The 22,625-nt window shown below is 67.6% G+C and carries 20 protein-coding genes; 5 read left to right on the top strand and 15 right to left on the bottom strand.

All coding sequences use genetic code 11. The features are described from left to right. Positions 1-5: 5 nt before the first annotated feature. From AC07NB_RS06535 to AC07NB_RS06480, 12 genes are all read right to left on the bottom strand, one after another. Positions 6-800: a hypothetical protein gene (locus tag AC07NB_RS06535; protein WP_492313996.1), complete on the bottom strand. Its 795-nt coding sequence runs from the start codon at positions 798-800 to the stop codon at positions 6-8. Between the two features lie 73 nt (positions 801-873). Beyond that, a complete protein-coding gene (locus AC07NB_RS06530; protein WP_494571797.1) occupies positions 874-1,056 on the bottom strand; it encodes a hypothetical protein in 183 nt (60 codons plus the stop codon). A 20-nt stretch (positions 1,057-1,076) separates the two neighbouring features. Then, entirely contained in the window at positions 1,077-2,240 is a 1,164-nt protein-coding gene (locus tag AC07NB_RS06525; RefSeq protein ID WP_494571899.1) for an acyl-CoA dehydrogenase family protein, read from the bottom strand. A 207-nt stretch (positions 2,241-2,447) separates the two neighbouring features. Beyond that, positions 2,448-4,235 carry an acyl-CoA dehydrogenase C-terminal domain-containing protein gene (locus tag AC07NB_RS06520; protein WP_494571796.1) on the bottom strand — a complete coding sequence of 596 codons (1,788 nt, stop codon included), beginning with the start codon at positions 4,233-4,235 and terminating at the stop codon, positions 2,448-2,450. Between the two features lie 3 nt (positions 4,236-4,238). Continuing rightward, complete coding sequence (locus tag AC07NB_RS06515; RefSeq protein WP_492313992.1) at positions 4,239-4,724, bottom strand: MerR family transcriptional regulator; 486 nt, start codon at positions 4,722-4,724, stop codon at positions 4,239-4,241. Positions 4,725-4,868: 144 nt separating this feature from the next. Further along, a complete protein-coding gene (locus AC07NB_RS06510) occupies positions 4,869-5,291 on the bottom strand; it encodes a DoxX family protein (RefSeq protein WP_492313991.1) in 423 nt (140 codons plus the stop codon). Between the two features lie 323 nt (positions 5,292-5,614). Then, a complete protein-coding gene (locus AC07NB_RS06505) occupies positions 5,615-5,776 on the bottom strand; it encodes a hypothetical protein (protein ID WP_494571795.1) in 162 nt (53 codons plus the stop codon). A gap of 56 nt (positions 5,777-5,832) precedes the next feature. Then, on the bottom strand, positions 5,833-6,027 hold the full coding sequence (locus AC07NB_RS06500) for a helix-turn-helix transcriptional regulator (RefSeq protein ID WP_494571794.1): 195 nt from the start codon (positions 6,025-6,027) through the stop codon (positions 5,833-5,835). Beyond that, positions 6,024-6,251 (bottom strand): hypothetical protein, encoded by a 228-nt coding sequence (locus AC07NB_RS06495; protein WP_494571793.1) that lies wholly within the window; start codon positions 6,249-6,251, stop codon positions 6,024-6,026. The genes AC07NB_RS06500 and AC07NB_RS06495 overlap by 4 nt, the downstream gene beginning before the upstream one ends. Before the next feature lie 110 nt (positions 6,252-6,361). Beyond that, positions 6,362-6,601: a helix-turn-helix domain-containing protein gene (locus tag AC07NB_RS06490; RefSeq protein ID WP_492313987.1), complete on the bottom strand. Its 240-nt coding sequence runs from the start codon at positions 6,599-6,601 to the stop codon at positions 6,362-6,364. 13 nt (positions 6,602-6,614) lie between these two features. Continuing rightward, the gene (locus AC07NB_RS06485; protein ID WP_494571792.1) at positions 6,615-7,136 is read right to left on the bottom strand and encodes a DUF2975 domain-containing protein; all 522 of its coding nucleotides are present in this window, start codon (positions 7,134-7,136) and stop codon (positions 6,615-6,617) included. Positions 7,137-7,243: 107 nt separating this feature from the next. Next, a complete protein-coding gene (locus tag AC07NB_RS06480) occupies positions 7,244-8,680 on the bottom strand; it encodes a protein adenylyltransferase SelO (RefSeq protein ID WP_494571791.1) in 1,437 nt (478 codons plus the stop codon). Positions 8,681-8,889: 209 nt separating this feature from the next. Between AC07NB_RS06480 and nhaA the strand changes: the two genes are divergently transcribed. From nhaA to AC07NB_RS06465, 3 genes are all read left to right on the top strand, one after another. Further along, entirely contained in the window at positions 8,890-10,104 is a 1,215-nt protein-coding gene (gene nhaA / locus AC07NB_RS06475) for a Na+/H+ antiporter NhaA (protein ID WP_494571790.1), read from the top strand. Positions 10,105-10,335: 231 nt separating this feature from the next. Further along, positions 10,336-12,984, top strand: a complete 2,649-nt coding sequence (locus AC07NB_RS06470) for a TonB-dependent receptor (RefSeq protein ID WP_291835303.1) — start codon at positions 10,336-10,338, stop codon at positions 12,982-12,984. A 78-nt stretch (positions 12,985-13,062) separates the two neighbouring features. Next, positions 13,063-13,536 carry a hypothetical protein gene (locus AC07NB_RS06465; RefSeq protein WP_494571789.1) on the top strand — a complete coding sequence of 158 codons (474 nt, stop codon included), beginning with the start codon at positions 13,063-13,065 and terminating at the stop codon, positions 13,534-13,536. A 22-nt stretch (positions 13,537-13,558) separates the two neighbouring features. On the opposite strand, the gene AC07NB_RS06460 is transcribed toward AC07NB_RS06465, so the two are convergent. Further along, positions 13,559-16,672, bottom strand: coding sequence for an efflux RND transporter permease subunit (locus AC07NB_RS06460; protein WP_494571788.1), 3,114 nt, complete (start codon positions 16,670-16,672; stop codon positions 13,559-13,561). Between the two features lie 9 nt (positions 16,673-16,681). Continuing rightward, positions 16,682-17,827: an efflux RND transporter periplasmic adaptor subunit gene (locus AC07NB_RS06455; protein ID WP_492313980.1), complete on the bottom strand. Its 1,146-nt coding sequence runs from the start codon at positions 17,825-17,827 to the stop codon at positions 16,682-16,684. A gap of 228 nt (positions 17,828-18,055) precedes the next feature. Here AC07NB_RS06455 and lepA point away from each other — a divergent pair, with 228 nt between their 5' ends. Together lepA and AC07NB_RS06445 are read left to right on the top strand one after the other, a co-directional pair. Then, on the top strand, positions 18,056-19,864 hold the full coding sequence (lepA, locus tag AC07NB_RS06450; RefSeq protein WP_492313979.1) for a translation elongation factor 4: 1,809 nt from the start codon (positions 18,056-18,058) through the stop codon (positions 19,862-19,864). A 134-nt stretch (positions 19,865-19,998) separates the two neighbouring features. Then, entirely contained in the window at positions 19,999-20,991 is a 993-nt protein-coding gene (locus tag AC07NB_RS06445; RefSeq protein WP_494571787.1) for an HNH endonuclease, read from the top strand. 141 nt (positions 20,992-21,132) lie between these two features. Here AC07NB_RS06445 and AC07NB_RS06440 read toward each other — a convergent pair whose 3' ends face one another. Continuing rightward, the gene (locus AC07NB_RS06440) at positions 21,133-22,617 is read right to left on the bottom strand and encodes an NfrA family protein (RefSeq protein ID WP_494571786.1); all 1,485 of its coding nucleotides are present in this window, start codon (positions 22,615-22,617) and stop codon (positions 21,133-21,135) included. Between the last annotated feature and the right edge of the window lie 8 nt (positions 22,618-22,625).

Here is a 22,625-nt window from a genome sequence, read left to right as displayed (position 1 = left end):
CAGGCTCACCGCGGAATGATCTCGCAGGTGAAGGCGTCGGTCTTCTGAAAATGACGGAAGGGCCGCCCATCGCGCGAGATGTGGGTGTCGGCCCGGGTGTCGTACTTCAGGACCAGTCCCGTCTCCGCGTCATGCAGAATGACAGCCTCGGTCCCATGGTCGACCGCGATGGCGGCGCCTGACACCTCGCCGGACCCGCTCGCCGTGATGCGGCCTGCGAACCGCCAGGCGCGTCGGCCCTCGAATTCGACCTGGCCCTCGTACCGCATGTCGACCGATCCGTTCACGGCGAAGGGCAGGCCCATGCCCGCGCCGGCCCGGGTGAGAAGATTCCGCCGCAGGTCCTCCGGATAGTAGCTGTCGCCGACCGCGAAAGACCGACCGAGGAGCAGCCGCTCGGGAACGTCCTCGGCCGTGGCGGTCGCGAGGGCGTACATCTGGTTTCTCGGCAGGGCGTCCACGGACGGTCCCGACATGTCCGCCGTGGTCACGGCTCCATCGGGCGCCGTTTCGAAGCGCAGCGTCGACTCGTTGGATGGCGTGATCACCGAGTGCTCGAAGGCCCACCCGTCCGGCGCGCGTGACGCCCGGAAGCGACGCGTTTGCCGCTCGATCGTCGGCTGGGCGTCGGCCACGGCCTGGCCTTGGTCCATCAGCACGAGCCGGGTCGCCTCGCCCTGGCAGGTCCGCTGCAGGGTCGTGGACAGCTTCGGCGTGATCCGCGCGTCCTCAGCGACGGCGCCCTGTGACAGCAACAGGCCGACGACGAGAGCCGCGCATGCCGTGTGACGACGTTTCATGGCCCCTCGCAACTCGCCCAGGCCGAATATCCGACGGCCGCCGGGAGAGGGCAAGCAACCGTGGATCAGCAGGTTATTCGCCCAGCTTCTCTCTGAGAAGTTCGATGGCGATCGCAAAGGCCGCGATCCTGCGCGTGAGCAGGGTGTGCTGGGCCGTGCCGGGGGTGAGACGGACCAACGCCTTTTCGCATTTGGACAGGGTCGACTCGATCGCCCGCAGCGCCTCTTTGAGATCCTGTTCGCTATGAGCGGTCATGGGGCCCGGCAATTCAGGCCCTACAGCGTCCGCGCGATCAGCAGCTTCATGATCTCGTTGGTGCCGCCGTAGATGCGCTGGACGCGGGCGTCCTTGTACAGCTGGGCGATCGGGTACTCGTTCATGTAGCCGTAGCCGCCGTGCAGCTGGAGCATCTCGTCGATGACCTCGCCCTGGATGTCGGTGACCCAGTATTTGGCCATCGAGGCGGTGGCGGCGTCGAGCTTGCCGTCCAGGTGCAGGCCCATGCAGTGGTCGACGAAGACCTTGGCGACCGTCAGTTTCGTCTTGACCTCGGCCAGTTTGAACTGGGTGTTCTGGAAGTCGATGACGCGCTTGCCGAAGGCCTTGCGCTCCTTGACGTAGGCCAGCGTCTCCTTGAGCCCGCGCTCGGCGGCGGCGACGCCCTGGATGGCGATGTTCAGCCGTTCCTGCGGCAACTGCTGCATCAGGTGGATGAAGCCCTGGCCCTCGGTTCCGCCGATGACGTTCTCCAGCGGGACCTTCACGTCGTTGAAGAACAGCTCGGAGGTGTCATTGGCCTCCATGCCGATCTTGTGCAGGTTCCGGCCGCGCTCGAAGCCTTCCGCGCCGTCGGTCTCGACGACGATCAGGCTGGTGCCTTTGGCGCCTTCGGCCGGGTCGGTCTTGGCGACGACGATGATGAAGTTGGCCAGCTGGCCGTTGGTGATGAAGGTCTTGGAGCCGTTCAGGACGTAGTGGTCGCCCGACTTGATGGCCGTGGTCTTCACGCCCTGCAGGTCCGAGCCCGCGCCCGGCTCGGTCATGGCGATGGCGCCGACCAGTTCGCCGGTCTGCAGGCGGGGCAGCCAGCGCGCCTTCTGCTCGGCCGTGCCGTAGTGCCAGACGTAGGGCATGACGATCGCATTGTGCAGCGAGATGCCGAAGTGGTCCGCGCCCTTCCAGCCCAGCTGGCGCATCAGCACGACTTCGTGGCGGTAGTCGCCGCCGAAGCCGCCGTCCTCTTCCGGCATCGACAGGCCCAGCAGGCCTGCGTCCCCGGCGTCGTTCCACAGCTGCCGCGGCACCGAGGAGTCGGCGATCCACTGCTGGACCTTCTCCAGCGGCGCATGCTCGTCGATCCACTTGCCAACGGAGTCGGAGAAGAGGGTGATCTCCTCTTCCTGCATGAAGGCGGGGTCGGGGCTGTTGAGGACGTTCATGGGGGCATCACTCACGTTCTCCCTCCCCTCATGGGGAGGGTGGCCGCGCAGCGGCCGGGTGGGGGCGGCTCGGCGAGGTGGGGCGCGGTCGTGCCGAGCCCTCCCCACCCGGTCGTCGCTGGCGCGCCGACCACCCTCCCCATGAAGGGGAGGGAGAGTTGTCAGTCCGTCGCTGCCGCGCTCACGCCACGGCAGTCAAATCCGTGCTCAGAACGAGTCCGCCGGCATGGCCATCAGCACGTCGGCGCCGGTCTTCATCTTGACCAGGTGCCCAGCGGCGTCGGGCAGGATGCGCTCGACGAAGTAGCGGCCGGTCTGCAGCTTGGCGGCATAGAACGGGTCGGACGAACCGGCGTCGATCTGCTTCTGGGCGGCGATCGCCATCTGGGCCCAGACATAGGCCAGGGCGGTGATGCCGAAGATGTTCAGATAGTCGGTCGAGCCGGCGCCGGCGTTGTCCGGGTTGGCCATGCCGTTCTGCATCAGCCACATGGTGCCGTCCTGCAGCTTCTTCTTGGCGTCGGCCAGGCCGTCGATGAAGGGCTTCACCGTCTCGCCGGCGTCGTTGTGCTCCGCCACGAAGGCGTCGATGTCGCCGAACCAGCTCATGATGGCGCGCCCGCCGGCCGACGGCAGCTTGCGGCCGACCAGGTCCAGCGCCTGGATGCCGTTGGTGCCCTCGTAGATCATGGTGATCCGCGCATCGCGCAGATACTGGGAGGCGGGGAAGTGTTCGGTGTAACCCGAGCCGCCGTGGACCTGCATGGCCAGCGAGGCGGCGTGGAAGCCCTTGTCGGTCAGATAGGCCTTCAGCACGGGGGTCAGCAGACCCATGTAGTCCTTGGCCTTGGTGGCGACGGCCTCGTCTTCCGACTTCTCCAGATCCGACTGCAGCGCGGTCCACAGGATGAAGGCCTGGCCGCCTTCGACGAAGGCGCGGGCTTCCAGCAGCATGCGGCGCACGTCCGGGTGGACGATGATCGGGTCAGCGGGGCCGTCCGGGTTCTTCGGTCCGGTCAGCGAACGGCCCTGCAGGCGGTCCTTGGCGAACTCGGCGGCGGCCTGGTAGGCGGCCGTGCCGATGGCCAGGCCCTGCAGGCCGGTGCCGAGGCGGGCCTCGTTCATGACCACGAACATGTTGTTCATGCCCCGGCCTTCCTCGCCGATCAGCCAGCCCTTGGCGCCGTCGTACTGCATGACCGCGGTCGCGTTGCCGTGGATGCCCATCTTGTGCTCGAGGCCGGCGCATTCCAGCGTGTTGCGCTCGCCGATAGAACCGTCCTCGTTGACGAGGAATTTGGGCACCAGGAACAGGGACAGGCCCTTGATGCCCGGGACCGCGCCTTCAACGCGGGCCAGGACGGTGTGGATGATGTTGTCGGCGAAGTCGTGCTCGCCCGCCGAAATCCAGATCTTCTGGCCGGTGATCGAATAGCTGCCGTCGCCGTTCGGAACGGCCTTGGTGCGGACCATGCCCAGGTCGGTGCCGCACTGCGGCTCGGTCAGGTTCATGGTGCCGGTCCATTCGCCGGTGGCCATCTTGGGCAGGTATTTCTGCTTCAGCTCTTCCGAGGCGTTGGCGTGGATGCCCGCCCAGGCGCCGGCCGTCAGGCCGGGGTACATCGAGAAGGCCGCCGAGGCGCCGGCGGTGAACTGGCCGACGGCGGAGCCGATGACCGAGGGCATGCCCTGGCCGCCGTAGGCCGGATCCATCATCAGCGAAGGCCAGCCGGCCTCGACCATCTGGTGATAGGCTTCCTTCCAGCCCTTGGGCGTGGTGACGACGCCGCCTTCGGACCAGTGGCAGCCTTCCTTGTCGCCCGGATTGTTGATCGGGGCGATGACCTCGTCCGAGAAGCGCGCGGCCTCCTCGAGGATTTGCTGCGCCAGCTCGGACGAGACGTCCTGGAAGCCGGGCTGGTTGGTGTAGCGGTCGATCTCCAGCACCTCGTTCAGGATGAACGTCAGGTCACGGACGGGGGCTTTGTAGGCCATGCGTCAGGCTCTCGCTTTGAAGGGCTGGTGGTGGTGGTCGATGTTCAGGCGAGCCTTCATCAGGGTCGCGTATTCCTCGGCGCCGGGCAGGAGGTCGGGGCGGAACTCGCCCAGCTTCTCCTCCATCCACCGGCAGGCCTCTTCGGCCGTCTCGATGGCGCCCTCGATGTCGTCCAGCTGTTGCTTCAGCGCGGCGATCTGGGCGCGGTGCTGGCGCAGGGCCACGGCCATCTGGTGGGCGTTGTGATCCTTGCGGTCGTACAGATCCAGCATCGACTGGATCTCCTGCAGGCTGAAGCCGATGCGGCGGCCGCGCAGGATCAGTTTCAGGCGGGCGCGGTCGCGGGCGTCGTAGACGCGCGTCTGGCCCTTGCGGGCCGGATTGAGCAGGCCCTTGTCCTCGTAGAACCGCAGGGCGCGCGCCGTCGCGCTGAACTCGCGGCACAGCTGGCGGATCGAATAGGTGCGGTGGTCGTCGGCGGTCGCCATGTCCGAAGTTCTAGACTGAACTTGACGTGCACGTAAAGGGAAGGTTTGGCCGAGGCGGCAGGCGCCGGATCGTGGCCGCCAAAGCGAAGGGCCGCGACGTTTCCGCCGCGGCCCTGCTGCCTATCCGCCTGTCGCCTTGAGAGTCTAGCGAACCTCGCGGGCCCGCATCCACAGCACGGGCGCCGTCATGGCGATCAGGATCAGGTTGCTGACCGCCGGGCCGACGTCCATGCCGGTCGCGTGGAAGACCAGCATGACGGTTTCCAGCAGCAGCAGGCCCGAGGCGGCGACGACCAGCAGCGGGCGGCCGTGTTTCCACGACGCCAGCGGGGCCAGCAGCAGGACAGCCAGCACGATCTCGGCGACGCCGAGGCCGCGTGTGAAGTTCTCCGACACCAGGGCCGGCCACTTCATGAGGTCGGTCAGGTTGGCCAGCGGCTCGCTCAGCTTGGCGTAGCCGGCGGCGATGAAGAACATCGCGACCCAGCCCTGCAAGGTCCACAGGGTCAGGTTGCGGTAGCTCGCGTTCAGCCGCGAGCGGGCGGGATTCAGTGTCTGAGAAGTCATTGTCGATGACGCCCGTCGGGCGCTCTTGTTATTTGCAACAGTCGCGAGATCGGATCGGCGAAGCCATTCCGCAAGGGGGCGAAGCGATAGCGTAACCATCCGTGACCGCCTTCTGCGGAATCCCCGCGGCCAAAGCGTGGCCGTATTTATAAATCGGTGTAATGCGACCGGCCTTTCCGCCCGGTTAAGCCGGTCCCGGGGTGAATCGTACTGACAGGTCATGACGGGGCTCCGGGGCGGACGGGCCGGCGGGGCGCGCCGGCCAGGACATCTCTACCGCCACCCTGCTGCCAGTTGCTGTCAGCAGCCTTACATGAGCGATGTCAGTTCTCCGCCGTGACGGGGGCGGGCGAGGTGTCGGCGGCGGCGCTGATCTGCGCGTCGGCGGCGTAGAGGAAGGCCGAGGCGACGACCGTCAGGCACAGGCCGGCGGCGAAATGTTCCAGGCAGGAGGCGGCGCGCCCCAGGATGATGCTGGTGACCATGGTCTTGTTCCTTGATGTGAAAGAGGGGGATGGGCTCCGAGGGATCGGGCCCGGGATCAGAGGTGGAAGAGTTCTTCGACCGGCCGGTTCAGCGCTCGCGCCGCCCTGAAGGCCAGGGTGACGGAGGGGTCGTAGAAGCCGTTCTCCATGGCCCGAAGCGTCCGGAGCGAGATGTCCAACCGGTTGGCCAGTTCGGCCTGCGTCAGGTTCTGTTCGAGGCGCAGGGCCTTCAGCGGATGGGGCGCGTTCACTGGGCCTTGTCCCATTGCTCGCGACCGAACCGGCTCAGGGCGAGAAGGATCGCGGTGATCAGCAGGACCGTGCCGACGGACGGCGCCTGTCCCCAGGCCATCGGCCAGAAGGGGATGGGCTCGGGCATGTCCGAAACGATCACGACGATGGCCAGAAGGAAGATCGCGATCTCGCCCCGCGAAGGGCTCCAGGCCGCTTTGGTCGGCGCCGGCGGGTTGGTCATGTCAAGGCTCCCTGTCGTTGTGACAAGGGTGTTTTACATCGCGCCAACATGGAGTCAAGCGTCTTTTACATCATGACAAGCGGGCTTTCCGAAAGCCTGCTGGAACGGCCTCAGGCCGCGGCCTCTTCGTCTTCCGTCGGCTGCGGGCCCTCGCTGCGGGCCAGGAGTTCGCCGGGCTGGCAGTCCAGTTCGCGGCACAGGGCGTCCAGGGTGCTGAAGCGGACGGCGCGGGCCTTGCCGGTCTTCAGGATCGACAGGTTGGCTAGGGTGACCCCGACCCGGTCGCTGAGCTCGGTCAGGGACATGCGGCGCTCGAGCAGCAGGCGATCCAGTTGGACATCGATGGACATCTGCGCCTCCCCCTCAGACCGTCATCTGCTGGTCGTCGCGCATGGCTGCGCCCTGGCGGAACACCTCGGCGAGCATGAAGACGATCAGGATGCCCAGCCAGGCGCCGAGATCGAGCTGATAGTCGAGGTCGGCGATAATCCCCTTGGGGACCGTGAAGGCGAGGATGGCGGCGCTGATCTGCACCCCGATCAGGCCGAGGCCGACTCCTTGCAGCCGCCCGACATTGGCGCGTTCGAAGGCGTCGCCGTGGTTCACCGCCAGGAACATCCGGCGCAGGCGGTTCAGGATCCACCAGGTGCTGAGCGTCGCCACGAAGGCGGCGAGGAAGGTGGCGCGCTCGTTGAGAAGGAGCAACCCCATGCCCGGGTCCTCATCCGCCAGGCCGTCGATGAAGCCGGCGGCGAAGTCCGGCATGACGAGCGAGGCCAGCAGCAGCAGGGCCGTGAAGACGACCGCGAAGGTCACGAACACGTTCACGAACCCCAGAACCCAACGCAGGGCGCTGGCGACGGAGCGACGACCGATGAGCTTCATTTGACTACCTCCCCGCCGCGACGGGCGGCCATGTCGATAGTCGATATGACCGTATCGATTATCAATCAAGGAAATTGTCGATAAACGATATGAAACTTTCGTAAGGTTCAGGCGCGGGCGCTCCGCGTCGCCTCGATCCGGATCAGCTTGTCGTGCAGGGGCGACCAGTCGTCGTGGGCGTCGATGGCGGCCCAGATGGCCTCGACCTCGTCGATCAGCATCTCCTCCGGTTCCGCCGCCGCGAAGACGGGATGCTCCAGCCGCTCGGGCCGGTCCGGCTCATGCTCGAACAGGGCGAAGCGGAAGTCGGCGAACGCCTTGGTCTGGTACAGGGCCGCGCGTGGACCGGCGAGCGCCCGGGCCGAGGAGGCGAAGCCGCCGAACCAGTCGTGGAACAGGGGCTCCCAGCGGATCGCCTCGCCGCCCTCGCGCTGCAGGGCCAGGGTAGAATCGAGCAGGCGCTGGTCCGCGGCCTCGCCGAGGCTCTTCACGCCCAGCCGTTCCAGGAAGGCGGCGCGCAGGTGGCGGATGTAGGCCGGGCCGAACCCGTTCAGGGCCTCGGTCAGGGCTTCGGCGTCGGCCGCCAGCTTCAGCGCCCCGCCCAGCTGGGTCAGGGCCCAGAACACCGCCTCGGGCTGGCGGGCGAAGGCGTAGAGGCCGGTCTGGTCGAAATAGGCGGCGGTGAAGCCGGGCTCGTAGAAGGGCAGGAAGCGCCAGGGGCCGTAGTCGAAGCTCTCGCCCGTGACGTTCAGATTGTCGGTGTTCAGCACCCCGTGCACGAAGCCGGCGGCGATCCAGCGCGCCGTCAGCCGGGCCGACGCCTCGACCACGGCGGCGAGGAAGCCCGGGACATCGCCTTGCGCGACGTGCGGGTGGTAGAGCGACCGGGCGTGCTCGACGAGGGCCTCGATCATGTCGGGCCGCCCGAAATAGGCCGCGCGCTGGAAGGTGCCGAAACGGATGTGGCTGTGCGACAGCCGCACCAGCACCGCCGAGCGGGTGGGGGAGGGTTCGTCGCCGCGCTCAAGATCCTCGCCGGTCTCGATCAGGCTGAAGGCCCGGCTGGTCGGGACGCCCTGGGCTTCCAGCATCTCGGCCGCCAGCACCTCGCGCACGCCGCCCTTCAGCGTCAGTCGCCCGTCCGCCGTCCGTGACCAAGGCGTCGTGCCGGAGCCTTTTGTTCCCAGGTCGAGAAGTCGACCTGGGAGGGCGCTGTCGCTGGCTGCTTGAGCGCGTGAGGTCTCCCTCAACTGTCCCGCCAGGAACCCGCGCCCGTCGCCGAGGTCGGGGTTGTAGGTGCGGAACTGGTGCCCGTGATAGCGCATCGCGATCGGTTGGGGCTGGCCGGGCAGGGGCTCGAACCGGCCGAAGTGGGCGATCCATTCCGCGTCCGTGAGCGTCTCCAACCCCACGGTCGCCGCCGCCCGGTCGTTGCGGAAGCGCAGCAGGGTCTTTGGAAACTCCGCCGCCCGCACGGCGTCGCCGTATTCGTCTCCCAGATCGAAGAAGCGGGGCTCGGGGCGGTAATCGGGAGAGACGGGCATCCGCGCCAGATGCGGTCTGCGCGCCCGCGAAGCAACCGCCCGGCCGTGCGTCTTCGCCTTGAACGGACGGCCGGTGGCCGTATGGTGGCCGCAGAGATCAGGCCCGCGCCCCCTCCGGGGCGCCGGGTCAGGCCGGCGCGCCTCCTGCGAATCCGGTCCGGCGTCCGTCGATAACCTGGCGCCACTGACCTTGTTCGAACGGAGGCCCCATGGCGCGCAAACTCACCCTCGAATTCCTCAAGACCGAGGCCGGCTCCGGCGCGGTTCTGGGCCTTGCGGCCATCGCCGCCCTGGTCGTCGCCAACTCGCCGTGGTCGGCCGACTACTTCAGCTGGCTGAAGAGCGAGCATGTCGTCCAGCTCGGGCCGGTGATGCTGGAGCTGACGATCTCGGAGTGGATCAAGGAAGGCCTGATGGCGGTCTTCTTCCTCGTCGTGGGGCTGGAGATCAAATACGAGATCCTGCGCGGCGAGCTCAGCGATCCCCGCAAGCTGGCGACGCCGGTGCTGGCGGCGGTGGGCGGCATGGTCATCCCCGCCGTGGTCTATCTGGCCTTCTCGACGACGCTGGGCGGGCCGCATGGCGGCTGGCCCATTCCGCTGGCCACCGACATCGCCTTCGCCCTGGCCGTCTTCGCCATGGTGGCGCGCAACCTGCCGTCCTCCCTGCGGGTCTTCCTGCTGACCCTGGCCATCGCCGACGACCTGGGCGCCATCGCCCTGATCGCCATCCTGTTCTCCAAGGGCGTGGCGATCGGCCCCCTGCTGTGGGTCGCGGGGCTGCTTCTGGTCGGGGCTGTGGTGGCGCAGTGGAAGAAGATTCCGGCTCCCTTCTGGGTGCTGGGCTTCGGCCTGATCTGGTACCTGACCGTGCAGTCGGGCCTGTCGACCTCCCTGACCGCCGTGGCCTTCGCCGCCATCGTGCCGGTCAAGGATCGCCGCTCTGACGGCCAGAGCCCGCTGCAGGAGGCCATGCACGACCTGCATTTCTATGTGGCCTATCTGATCCTGCCGCTGTTCGCCTTCGCCAAGGCGGGGGTCAGCTTCGCCGGCCTGTCGCTGGAGCAGGCCTTCGCTCCGCTGGTGCTCGGGATCGCCCTGGGGCTGTTCATCGGCAAGCAGGCCGGGGTCTTCGGGGCCGCGGTGCTGGCGTCCGCCGTCGGTATTGGGCGGCGTCCGACCGGCGCGACCTGGCTGGAGCTTTACGGCGTCAGTCTGCTGTGCGGCGTCGGTTTCACCATGAGCCTGTTCATCGGCATCCTGGCCTTCCCCGGCGCGATCGACTCGCCAGAGCAGGTTGAGGTCAAGCTGGGGGTGCTCGGCGGGTCTATATTATCAGCGATCACCGGAGCGGTGGTTCTTGGGATTGCAGCCTCGCGGCGCAAGAAATTGGCCGAAACAGGCGCGGATACTCACAATAGTTGAGCGAATATTGACGTAACGTCATCGCTTTCTGTCGCTTTTGCGTCACAGTTAGCCTTCACGCACCGGCGAAATTCGATCTGGGCGACCAGCGCTCCTTGTCGCTGAGTCCTGCCTGAGTTACCCCGGATACTGGAGTTTCGCGCTCCACGATAAGGGCGCGGACCAAGGGATCAGGAAACGCCACGACCACCGTCACAACACGGGGTCGGGCCTATGTCGGGGAGCCATTGCATGCGCCTTACCAACCTTCTTCGCACCACCGTCTCGGCCGCTGTCGTGGGCGCCTGCGCCTTCGGCATCGCCGGGACCGCGTCGGCCCAGAGCGCGGGCCAGGACGGCCCGACGACCATCGACGACATCATCGTCACCGCCCAGAAGCGTGAGCAGAACCTTCAGGACGTGCCGATCGTGGTCACCAGCCTGCCGGCGGAAACGCTGCAGAACGCCGGCGTCCGCGACATCAAGGACCTGCAGATCCTGACGCCGGGCATGACCGTCACCTCGACGTCGTCGGAAGCCTCGACCACCGCCCGTATCCGCGGCGTCGGCACCGTCGGCGACAACCCCGGCCTGGAAAGCTCGGTCGGCGTCGTGATCGACGGCGTCTATCGCTCGCGCAACTCGGTCGGCTTCGGCGACCTGGGCGAACTGGCCCGCATCGAGGTCCTGAAGGGTCCGCAAGGCACCCTGTTCGGCAAGAACACCTCGGCCGGCGTCATCAACATCATCACCGAAGCCCCGTCCTTCACCCCGGGCTTCAACGCCGAACTGACCGTCGGCAACTACGGCGCGATGGGCGGTTCGGGCTCGGTCACCGGCCCGATCACCGACACCCTGGCCTTCCGCCTGTACGCCGCCCGCCGCGTGCGCGACGGCTTCTATGACGTGGACATCGGCGACGGCCCCCGTCCGGAGACCGACGACCAGAATCAGGACTTCGGCGCCGTCCGCGGCCAGCTGCTGTGGCTGCCGAACGACAACACCTCGTTCCGCCTGATCGCCGACTACACCTCGCGCGACGAATACTGCTGCACCGGCGTGCAGATCCGCTCGGGTCCGACCCAGGCCTTCATCGACCTGCTGTCGAACGGCTCGGGCGCCCGTCCGCCCGCGCCCGGCTTCGCTCCGCTGCCCTTCTCGCGCCTGGCCTACGCCAACCGTTCGAGCGGCCAGGAAATCGAAGACAAGGGCGTCTCGCTCGAAGCCAACTTCGACATGCCGTCACTGTTCGGCGGCGCGACCCTGACCTCGGTCACCTCGTGGCGTGAATGGGCGACCACCCTGGGCCAGGACATCGACTACACCGGCGCGGACATCGCCTACCGCAACCAGGACGGCGACAACGGCTACAGCGTCAAGAACCTGACGCAGGAGTTCCGCCTGGCCGGCCAGACCGACCGCCTCGACTGGCTGGTCGGCTTCTTCGCCACCAAGGAAGAGATCACCCGCAACGACAGCTGGTACTTCGGCTCCGACTACACGCCGTTCATCTCCTACCTGCTCAGCGCGAACCTGAACGCCGCCACGGCCGGCGCCGTCCCGATCAGCCCCAACATCGTCCCCTGCTTCACCCGTGCCGGTCAGGTCGCCACCAACCCGGCGCCGCCCTTCGGCCTGCGCGAATGCCTGGGCACCGGCGGCGCGGTCGGAGGCGGCGGCCCCGGCTTCACCGTCGGCCAGGGCTATCGCGACACCTACGACCAGGAATCGACCTCGTTCGCGCTCTTCACGAACAACACCTGGCACGTCACCGACCAGTTCGATCTGACGCTGGGCCTGCGCTACACGATGGATGACAAGTCCCTTGACGCGCGCCAGCTGAACGTCGGCGGCAACGGCGCCGCCTGTACGGCGGCCCAGCTGAACGCGGCGGCCATCGCCGGCGCGGCCGGTGCGGCCAACGTCGGCGGCATCCTGGGCGCTCTCTGCCTGCCGTTCGCCAACAGCGCGTTCAACAACCGCACGATCGCCGAGGACGCGGACGACAGCGAACTGACCGGCACGATCAAGGCGTCCTACCGCCTGAACGACTCGGTCATGTTCTACGGCTCGTACGCTCGCGGCTATAAGAGCTTCGGCTTCAACCTGGACCGCGTGCACCGCACCGGCACCATCACTCCGGTGTCGACGCTGTACTTCCCGTCCGAGTACGTCGACAGCTACGAAGCCGGCGTGAAGATGACGCTGCTGGACCGCACCCTGCTGCTGAACGTCACCTACTTCGACCAGAAGTTCGAGAACTTCCAGCTGAACACCTTCAACGGCGTGGGCTTCACGGTCGAGCCGATCCCGGAGCTGACCTCGCGCGGCATCGACGCCGACATGGTCTGGTTCTCGCCCATCGAGGGCCTGAGCTTCCAGGGCGGCGTGACCTACACCGACGCGGAGTACGGCGTGTTCACCGCCGCCGACCTGGTGGATCCGAACAACTTCCCGGCCGCCTCGCTGCTGCCGGGCTCGCGTCCCTCGTTCGCCCCGGAGTACTCGGCCTCGCTGTCGATCAACTTCGAGCGCAACCTGGGCAGCGGCCTGCGCGGCGGCTTCAGCCTCGCCGGCAAGTACATGTCGGAATACAACACCGGTTCGGACCTCTCGCCCTTCAAGATGCAGGACGCCTTCACCACGGTGAACGGCCGCATCTCGATCGGTTCCGAGGACGAGCGCTGGACGATGGAGCTCTGGGGCCAGAACATCACCGACGAAGAGTACCTGCAGGTCGGCTACAACGGTCCGCTGCAAGGCACCGCCTTCCAGTCGACGGTCCAGGCCGCCGGCAGCCACCCGGGCACCTACTACAACCAGGCTCTGGACACCCAGACCTACAACGCCTTCCTGGGCCAGCCGCGCACCTACGGCATGACCCTGCGCTTCAAGTACTGATCGCTTCGCCAAAAGGCGGATCGTGGAACCGGCCGGGGGCGACCCCGGCCGGTTTTGTTTTGGGTGAAGGAGATCGCCATGGTCCGCCGTCCGCTGTTCGCCGCCGCCGCCCTGGCGCTGCTCGCCGCCCATCCGGCCGCCGCCCAGGATCAGTCCGGCCCTTGGACGCCGCTGATGACCTTCGGGCCGGGGGTGGTGGGACGGGAGGCGCGGCCGGCAGTCTCCGGCCCCGACGGTCTCGAGGTCCGGATCATCATCGCCTGGCGGGACCCGGATGACGCCGCCATCGGCGACTACATGCTGGGGCGTTTCCTGGTGAACTGCGACGCGCGGCAGGCCTCGGCCATGGAAGCCGTGACGATGTCGCTGACCGAGGGCGAGCTGAGCCGGGAATCCCGCGAGCGCCCGAACTGGGGCGATGCGGCCCCGGGGTCACCCTCGGCGGCGCTGATCGGGGTGTTGTGCGACGGGAGGATGGTTCAGGACGGCCCGCTTCATGCGGACGCCGCGGCCTTCGTCGCCGCCGCACGTCGGACGCCGCCCGCTCCCTGATCGGGGCGGGCGGCTCCAGGCATTAGTCCGTGGTCCAGGACGCGGGCTCTTCGCGCACCGGAGCCGGCGCGTGGCCTTCGTTACGGCGCGCGGCGAACCCGCCGCCGAGGTGGCGCGAGATCCATTTGGCGATGTCGTCGATGATCGTGAAGATCGGCGGGATGAACAGCAGCGACAGGAAGGTGGACGAGATCAGTCCCCCGACTACGGCGATGGCCATGGGCTGGCGGAACTCGACGTCCGCGCCCCAGCCGATGGCTACCGGCAGCATGCCGGCGCCCATGGCGAAGGTGGTCATCAGGATGGGCCGCGCCCGCTTGTGGGCGGCGTCCATGATGGCCTCGAAGCGGGTCATCCCGGCCTTCTCGGACATGACGATGTAGTCGACCAGCAGGATCGAGTTCTTCGCCGCGATCCCCATCAGCATCAGCACGCCGATGAGGGACGAGATCGAGAAGCTGGACTGTCCGATCATCAGCGCCGCCAGCGCCCCGCCCACCGCCAGCGGCAGGGAGGCCATGATGGTGATCGGGAAGGCGAAGCTGCGGAACAGCAGCACCAGCACGGCGTACATCAGGAACAGGCCGGTGGCGAAGGCGATGGCGAAACCGGTGACCATCTCCTGGATGAATTCGGCGTCGCCGGCCGGAACCTCGCGGACGCCTTCCGGCAGGGTCTTCACCGAAGGCAGCTCAGCGACACGCTTGGCGGCGTCGCCCGACCGGATGCCGTCCAGTTCGGCGGTGATCGAGGCGATCCGCGCCCGGTCCTGCCGGCGGATTTCCGACGGGCCGGCGCCAAAGGCGATATCGGCCACCGAACTCAGCGGGACCGACCCTCCGTTGCTGGTCGGCACGCGCAGGGTCTCCAGCACCGCGAGGTCCTCACGCGCGCCTTCGGTCAGTTGCAGCCGGATCGGCACCTGCCGGTCGCCCAGATTGTATTTGGGCAGGTTCTGCTCGACGTCGCCGATCGTGGCGACGCGAATGGTCTGCGAGATGTCGCCGGTCGACACCCCCATCAGGGCCGCCTCGTCGGCGCGGGGCGTCACCAGGATTTCGGGGCGGGCGATCGACGCCGTGTTCACGACGTTGGCCAGGCCGTCGACGGAGCGCATCTCGGCTTCGATCTTGCGCGCCGCGGCTTCCAGCTTGTCGCCGTCGTTGCTCAGGATGGCGAAGGTATAGCTAGTCCCGTCGCTGGGCCCGCCGCCTTCCTGGGCTGCGCCGGCGCCGATGCGGACCCCCGGCACGTCGTTCCAGCCGTCGACCATCACCCGCTGGAATTCCTGTTGGGTGATCTTGCGATCGCCCTTGGGGACCATGTCCGCATAGATGTTGGCCTGGACGACGCTCTGACCACCGACCTGGGCGTAGACGGAGGTCACCTCCGGCCGGGCTTCCAGATCACGCGTCAGGCGTTGAACCACGTCATCCGTCTGGCGCAGGGTCGCGCCCGGCGGCAGTTCGACCGAGAAGGCCGCGCGGGACTGATCGCCCGCCGACATGAACTCGAACGGGACGGCGCCGCTGGCGATGATGCCGACTGAGGCCAACAGGAAGCCGGTGCCGAGGCCGAAGACTTTCCAGCGGTTGGTCACGCTCCACTTCAGCGCCTTCAGATAGCCGCCCATCCACGGCGGATCCCTGTCCTCGTGCTTGTGGTGCTTCAGCAGATAGGCCGCCATCAGCGGCGTCAGCGTCCGGGCGACCACCAGCGAGAAGGCCACGGAGACGCAGGCCGCCAGGGCGAAGGCCTTGAAGAACTGGCCCACGATGCCAGGCATGAAGCCCACGGGCGCGAACACGGCGATGATGGTGGCCGTGGTCGCCACGACGGCCAGGCCGATCTCGTCCGCCGCCTCCATCGAGGCGTGATAGGGCGTCTTTCCGTCCCGCATATGCCGGACGATGTTCTCGATCTCCACGATCGCGTCATCGACCAGGATGCCGACCGTCAGCGACAGGGCCAGCAGGGTGACCCCGTTCAGCGACTGGTCCAGCGGCCCGATGACCGCGAACGTCGGGATCAGCGACAGGGGCATGGCCACCGCCGTGATGATCGTCGCCCGCCAGTCGCGCAGGAAGATGAACACCACCACGACCGCCAGCACGGCGCCCAGGATCAGGGCTTCGACCGAGGCCAGATAGCTCTCCTCGGTGAACTCGACGTTGGCGTTGACCTGTTCGATGCTCAGTTCGGGGTGAGCCGCGTCGATCTCCGCGACGACCTCGCGCGCCTTCTCGGCGACCGCGACCTCGCTGGCCGTGCGCGAGCGCAGGAAGTTGAAGGTCACCGCCTCCTGGCCGTTGTAGCGGGCCAGGGTCCGGGGCTCGTTCCAGTGGTCCTCGACCGTGCCCAGGTCGCCCAGCCGGACCGTGCGGCCGCCGCCGATCGGGATCAGGGTCTCGCGCAGCTGTTCGACCGATCCGGCCGAGCCCAGGGTGCGGATCGACCGCTCCGAACCGGCGATGGTCACACGCCCGCCGGGCAGGTCGCTGTTCACCGAGGTCAGCGCCTGGCTGACCGTCGCCGCGGTCACGCCGAAGGAGGCGAGGCGGTCGGGGTCGAGGGCGACCCGGATTTCCCGGTCCACGCCGCCCGAGCGATTGACCTGGCCCACGCCGCGCACGGCCAGCAGGTCCCGGCTGATGTCGTTGTCGACGAACCAGCTCAGTTGTTCCGGCGTCATGGTCGGCGACCGGACCACCCAGGTGATCAGGCTGTCGCCGGTGATGTCGATGCGCTGGACGCTGGGTTCCTGCATGTCCTGCGGCAGGTCGGCGCGCAGGCCGCTCATGGCGTTGCGGACGTCGTTGGTCGCGCGCTCGGTGTCCGTGCCCAGCTCGAACTCGATCTGGGTGTTGGAGACCCCGTCGGTGATCTGGGAGGTGATGTGCCGCACGCCGGACAGGCCGGACAGGGAGTCCTCGACCAGGCGCGTCACCTGGACTTCCATTTCGCTGGGCGCGGCGCCCGGGCGGACGGCCGTGACGTTGACCAGCGGGAAGTCGATGTCCGGATTGTTGTTAATCCGCATGCCCATGAAGCTGATGATCCCGGCCAGGGTCAGCAGCGTGAACATCAGGATGATCGGAATGGGGTTCCGGATCGACCAGGAGGAAATCTGGTTCATCTGGGGGCCCTACTGCCGGGCCGCGGGAGCGCGGGGCGCCGCCGCCGGCGTCGGGGCGGAAACCGTCACGCGGTCGCCTTCGGCCAGGAAGCCGGCGCCGTCGACCACCACCTGGGCCCCGGCGTTCAGACCCGTCACCGCCGTGCGGTCCCCGTTGCGCGAGACTACCGTCACGACCTGGAAACGGACCGTCCCGTCCGTGCGCAGCACGAAGGCGCCCGGCTTGTTCTGACGGTACAGCACGGAGGCCGTCGGCACGGTCACGGCGGGCTGGTCGCCCACATCGATGCGGGCGCGGGCGAACATGCCGGGCCGGAAGCCGCTGCCCGACAGGGCGATACGGGCTACGCCCAGGCGGGTCTCCGGGTTGACCTCGGGGGTCACGATACGCACGCGGCCCGAAGCGTCGCCCACCTGATCGGACGACACGGTCGCCGTCTGGCCGGCGCGCACCAGCGCCAGGTCGGTCTCGGGCACCTGGGCGTCCAGCTCAAGCCGGCCGTCGCGGACGATGCGGAACAGTTCGGTTCCGGCCGAGATGATCTGGCCGCGCGTGACGCTGCGGCTGATCACCAGGCCCGACACCGGCGCCTTGATCGTGGCCTGCGACAGGCGGGTCTGGGTTTCCGACAGGGCGGCGCGGGCCGAGGCCAGATTGGCCTGCGAGGCACGCTGGTTCGCCAGGGCCGTGTCCAGCCCCGCCTGGCTCAGGAAGCCGCGGGTCTTCAGTTCCTGGGCCCGGCCCAGCGCCGCGTCGTCGCGCGCCGCATTGGCCTCGGCCGTCTGCACTCCCGCCTGCTGCTGGCGCAGCTGGGCGCGCAGCAGGGCGTCGTTCATCTGCACCAGAGGCTGACCCTGCCGGACGTAGGTCCCCTCGTCGACATAGACCGCCGTCGCCGTCAGTCCGCCGGTCTCGGCGCCCACCGGGACCTCTTCCCAGGCGGAGACGGAACCGGAGGCCGTGATCGTGCGCGTCAGGTTCTGCAGCGTCGCGGCCTGCACCGTGACGGCCTGACCGCTGGCGTGACCGGCATCGGCCTTCTTCTCGGCCTCCTTGGCCTTCTCGTCGCCGCCGCCGCAGGCGGCCACGGCCACGCTCACAGCCATCAAGGCGGCAGCAGTGACGGTCCAGGTGTTGCGGAGTCTCATCGGCATCTGATCCCCTGTGGGCCGGCGCGGTGGGGAGCCGCGGGCCCGGACGGAAGGAACGCCCCTGTGGGCGTCCGGTTGTCATCAGTCGTTGAATACAGATTTCGCCGGCATTCGGAAACGACAAAGCGGCGCCTTACGCGGAAGTAATCAGTAACGAAATCAGTGGCGGAGCCGGAGGGATATCCCGTTGCGTTGGCGCTTTCCCGTGCGTCGTGCTAGGCGCGCCGGACCATGACGACCCCTCCCATCGACCGCATCCGCAACTTCTCCGTCGTCGCGCACATCGACCACGGCAAGTCCACGCTCTCCGACCGGCTCATCCAGTTCACGGGCGGCCTGACCGCGCGCGAAATGTCCGCCCAGGTTCTGGACAACATGGACATCGAGAAGGAGCGGGGGATCACCATCAAGGCGCAGACGGTGCGCCTGAATTACAAGGCCAAGGACGGTCTCGAATACGTCCTGAACCTGATGGACACGCCCGGCCACGTCGACTTCGCCTATGAGGTCTCGCGCTCGCTGGCCGCCTGCGAGGGCTCGCTGCTGGTCGTCGACGCCTCGCAGGGGGTCGAGGCCCAGACCCTGGCCAACGTCTATCAGGCGATCGACAACAACCACGAGATCGTGCCGGTCCTGAACAAGGTGGACCTGCCCGCCGCCGAGCCGGAGCGCGTGCGCGCCCAGATCGAGGACGTCATCGGCATCGACGCCTCCGAGGCCGTGCTGGCCAGCGCCAAGTCGGGCCTCGGCATTGAAGACGTCCTCGAAGCCATCGTCACCAAGCTGCCGCCGCCCAAGGGCGATCCGGACGCGCCGCTGAAGGCCATGCTGGTCGACGCCTGGTACGACCCCTACCTGGGCGTCGTGCTGTTGGTCCGCGTCTTCGACGGGGTGCTGAAGACCGGCCAGCGCGTGAAATTCATGCAGAACGGCTCGACCCACCTGGTCGACCGCGTCGGCGTCTTCCTGCCCAAGAACACCCCGGTCGACCAGCTGTCGGCGGGCGAGGTCGGCTTCATCACCGCCCAGATCAAGGAAGTGGCTCACGCCGCCGTCGGCGACACCATCACCGATGAGAAGAAGCCGACCGCCGAACCGCTGAAGGGGTTCAAGGAGGTCCAGTCCGTGGTCTTCTGCGGCCTGTTCCCGGTCGACGCCGCCGATTTCGAGGACCTGCGCGCGGCCATCGCCCGTCTGCGCCTGAACGACGCCAGCTTCACCTATGAGATGGAGAGCTCGGCGGCGCTCGGCTTCGGCTTCCGCTGCGGCTTCCTGGGCCTGCTGCACCTGGAGATCATCCAGGAGCGCCTGAGCCGCGAGTTCAACCTCGACCTGATCGCGACGGCGCCGTCGGTCGTCTACAAGATCGCCCAGCGCGACGGCACGACCATCGACCTGCACAACCCGGCCGACCTGCCGGACGTGATGCAGATCATGGAAATCAGCGAGCCGTGGATCAAGGCGACCATCCTGACCCCGGACGACTACCTGGGCAGCGTGATCAAGCTGTGCCAGGACCGCCGCGGCACCCAGCTGGAGCTGTCCTACGTCGGCTCCCGCGCCCTGGTGGTCTATGAGCTGCCGCTGAACGAGGTGGTGTTCGACTTCTACGACCGGCTGAAGTCGATCTCGAAGGGCTACGCCTCGTTCGACTACGAGATCACCGGCTACAAGACCGGCGACCTGGTCAAGATGAGCATCCTGGTCAACTCGGAGCCGGTCGACGCCCTGTCTATGCTGGTCCACCGCGGCCGCGCCGAGACGCGCGGGCGCGGCATGGTCGAGAAGATGAAGGAGCTGATCCCGCCGCACATGTTCGTCATCCCGATCCAGGCGGCCATCGGCGGCAAGATCATCGCCCGCGAGACGGTGCGGGCGCTGCGCAAGGACGTGACCTCCAAGTGCTACGGCGGCGACGCGACGCGGAAGAAGAAGCTCCTCGAGAAGCAGAAGGCCGGCAAGAAGCGGATGAGGCAGTTCGGGAAGGTGGAGATCCCGCAGGAAGCGTTCATCGCGGCGCTGAAGATGGATGAGGATTGACCCGCGCGCTTCGAGATCGTCCATAGGTCGAAGAGTTTGTCGGGAGAGCGCAATTGGTATGGTTTGCCGAAAGGTATGGTCCGGGCCAGTTGGCGCTCGATCAAATCCAGACAAATGGCAGCTGACGTTGCGTGATGCCGAACTACTGGTGGGTCAATCATAAGCAAACGCTTCGCCAGGAGATCGAGGGTCAGTACCTTTGGTCGCCTAAAGCTGAGCGAAGAGGCGCGCGGAGCCAGTTTTATGATAACATGCGCCAGGCTTCGCCCGGCGATGTTGTCCTTTCCTATGCAAATGGCCAGATCGGTTGGATAGGGCGAGTCGCGGAGTTCGCCTTTACGGCTCCGAAGCCGGCGGAGTTTGGTAACGTCGGGTCGTATTGGGACCATGAGGGCTGGTTGCTCCCGGTGTACTGGACGCCGCTATCACCACCGGTGCGTCCCAAGACGATGATCGAGACGCTCGGTCCCCTGCTGCCGCAGAAATACTCGCCTATCAGCGCCTTAACGGGCCACGGCAACCAGAAGGCTTATCTGGCGAGCATTTCTGCGGAAGCTTTCGACATGATCCTGGTCGGAGCCGCCTTTAGCGCGGAGGCGCTGGCGCGAGGTGGCGGAAACAGCCTGACCTTCGATGTCGTGACCGAGATACTGGATGATGCGATCCAGAAGGGGGTTGAGCTCGATGCAGGGTTAGACAGTACGATCAAGAAGTCCCTGATCCAGGCCCGCCGAGGTCAGGGTGTTTTCCGTAAGAACGTGGAGGCGCGAGAGCGTGCCTGTCGGCTGACAGGGATCACCAATCCTGCCTTGTTGATCGCGAGCCATATTAAGCCTTGGAGAGTGTGCGAGACTGCGGCAGAGCGGTTGGATGGTGCGAATGGCCTGTTGTTGACGCCCGATGCGGATCACCTGTTCGATCGAGGCTTCATCAGTTTTGGCGACGATGGGGACGTGCTGGTATCCTCCCGCGTGCCTACGGACGACCTGAGGCGGCTAGGCTTCGAACAACTGATGCGTCAGCGGTCGGGTCTAAACGATGAGCCGGCGACTTGGAGTGCGGAGGGATTTCAGACGGCTCATAATGTCTATCTCGGCTACCACCGTAGTCAGGTGTTCATCGCCTAATAGCTGGCGGAGCTCCGTCTGGTTTTAGGCTTCGAGGCTCACGAGGACTTTCGTGAGCGCGGCCTGCACAACCCTTCCCAGGACAGGACTGCGCATCGAAATGTCGCAGGGTGATCTGGAGTGACCGAGGGAGCTCCCACCTCAGAACCCCACCGTCACCGCCGCCACCACCCCCGCATCCCGTGGCCCGTCGTCCAGTGGCGCATAATATCCCAGCGACAGGTCCAGATACCGCCCCGGCGCGCGCAGGTCGTCGCCGCCAATCCAGTGGCGCCAGGCGACGCGGGGGCCGGCGGCCACCGCCCATTCTTGCGCGCGCAGGCTGTCGTAGTCGGCCCGCACGCCGACGCCGGCGGTGAGGGTGTCGCGGCGGCTTTCGGAGGCGACCCAGGTCCAGCCGATATTGGCGTCGGCGACGGCGTAGGTCTGCTCGTCCTCCAGCAGGCGCGCGGCGTCCACATAGACGTGGGCCGAGGGCCAGGCGTCGCGGTCGTAGCGCAGGTCGCCGCCCACGTCCGCCGACCAGGCGGCGCGCAGCATGGTGTCGTCGCGCGCCGCGTCGCCGATGGCGATCAGGCGGCTGGCTTCCAGCGAGAGATTGGTCTCGGTGAAGGGCTTCCAACGCACGCCGACCCAGCCTTGCGTGCTGTCGCCGCCGGTCGGGCCGGTGTCGGCGTCCACGTTCTGGTAGGCGCGGGCGAAGACCTGCACCGGGCGGCCGTTGTTGTCGCCGCCGACCCGGGCCCAGACCTCGCCGCCGACCTGGGTGACCTGGTCGCCGCCGGCGTTGACCAGCGTCGTCGCACTGGCCGCCGGGCCGGTCGCAACCGTCACCGTCCCGCCGACGCGATGTTCCAGCGTCTGCAGTTCGCGACCGATTTCATGGCGGCGCTGCGGCGTCATCTCTGCGGCGGGCAGGGTGCGCGCGCCCTGCTCCAGCCACGTGATCGCTTCGGCGTCCTGGCCGGCGCGGCGGGCGGCATAGGCGGCGTCCAGCGCCTGGGCGCCCTTCAGCGGTTCGGCGCGGTCGGCGGCGGCGAAGCCCTGAACGGCCAGCCGGTCGTCGCGCGCGCCGACGGCGGCGTAGGCGAAGTCCAGCGGCGCGTCGCCCGGCAGCATGCCGGTGGCGGCGGCTTCGCGCAGGACCGTGCGGGCCTCGCCGGTGCGGCCGAGCTGGACCAGGGCCTGCGCCCGCGCGCGGGTCAGATAGGCGCGGCTCTCCGCCGTCGGAGCCAGCGGCGCGGCGAGGGCGTAGGCCTCCACCGCCTGTTCCAGATCGCCGGTCTGGCGCGCGGCCTCGGCGCGGCGGGTCTGGACGCGGTGATCCCAGCTGCCAGCGACGGGCTGCAGGGCGGCGAGCGCGCCCGCATGGTCTCCCGATCCGGTCAGGGCGTCGGCCAGCAGCAGCCGCCAGTCCAGATTGTCCGGCGCGGCGGCGACGGCGCGGGCCGCGGGGGCCACGGCGTCGGCGGGGCGTCCGGCGCCCATGGCTTGGTAGGCGGCGGTCGCGTCGGCGTAGCCGTCCGCCTGGGCGGCCACGGTCTGGGCGCGGGCGTCGGCCGGCGTCAGGACCACGGCGCCGGTGGCGGCGAGGGCGACGGAGGCGAGGAGCAGGGAGCGGTTCACGGCGGGGC

It is taken from the genome of Brevundimonas sp. GW821-FHT09G01 (assembly GCF_059416065.1).
This window is presented reverse-complemented; position numbering and strand designations above follow the sequence as displayed.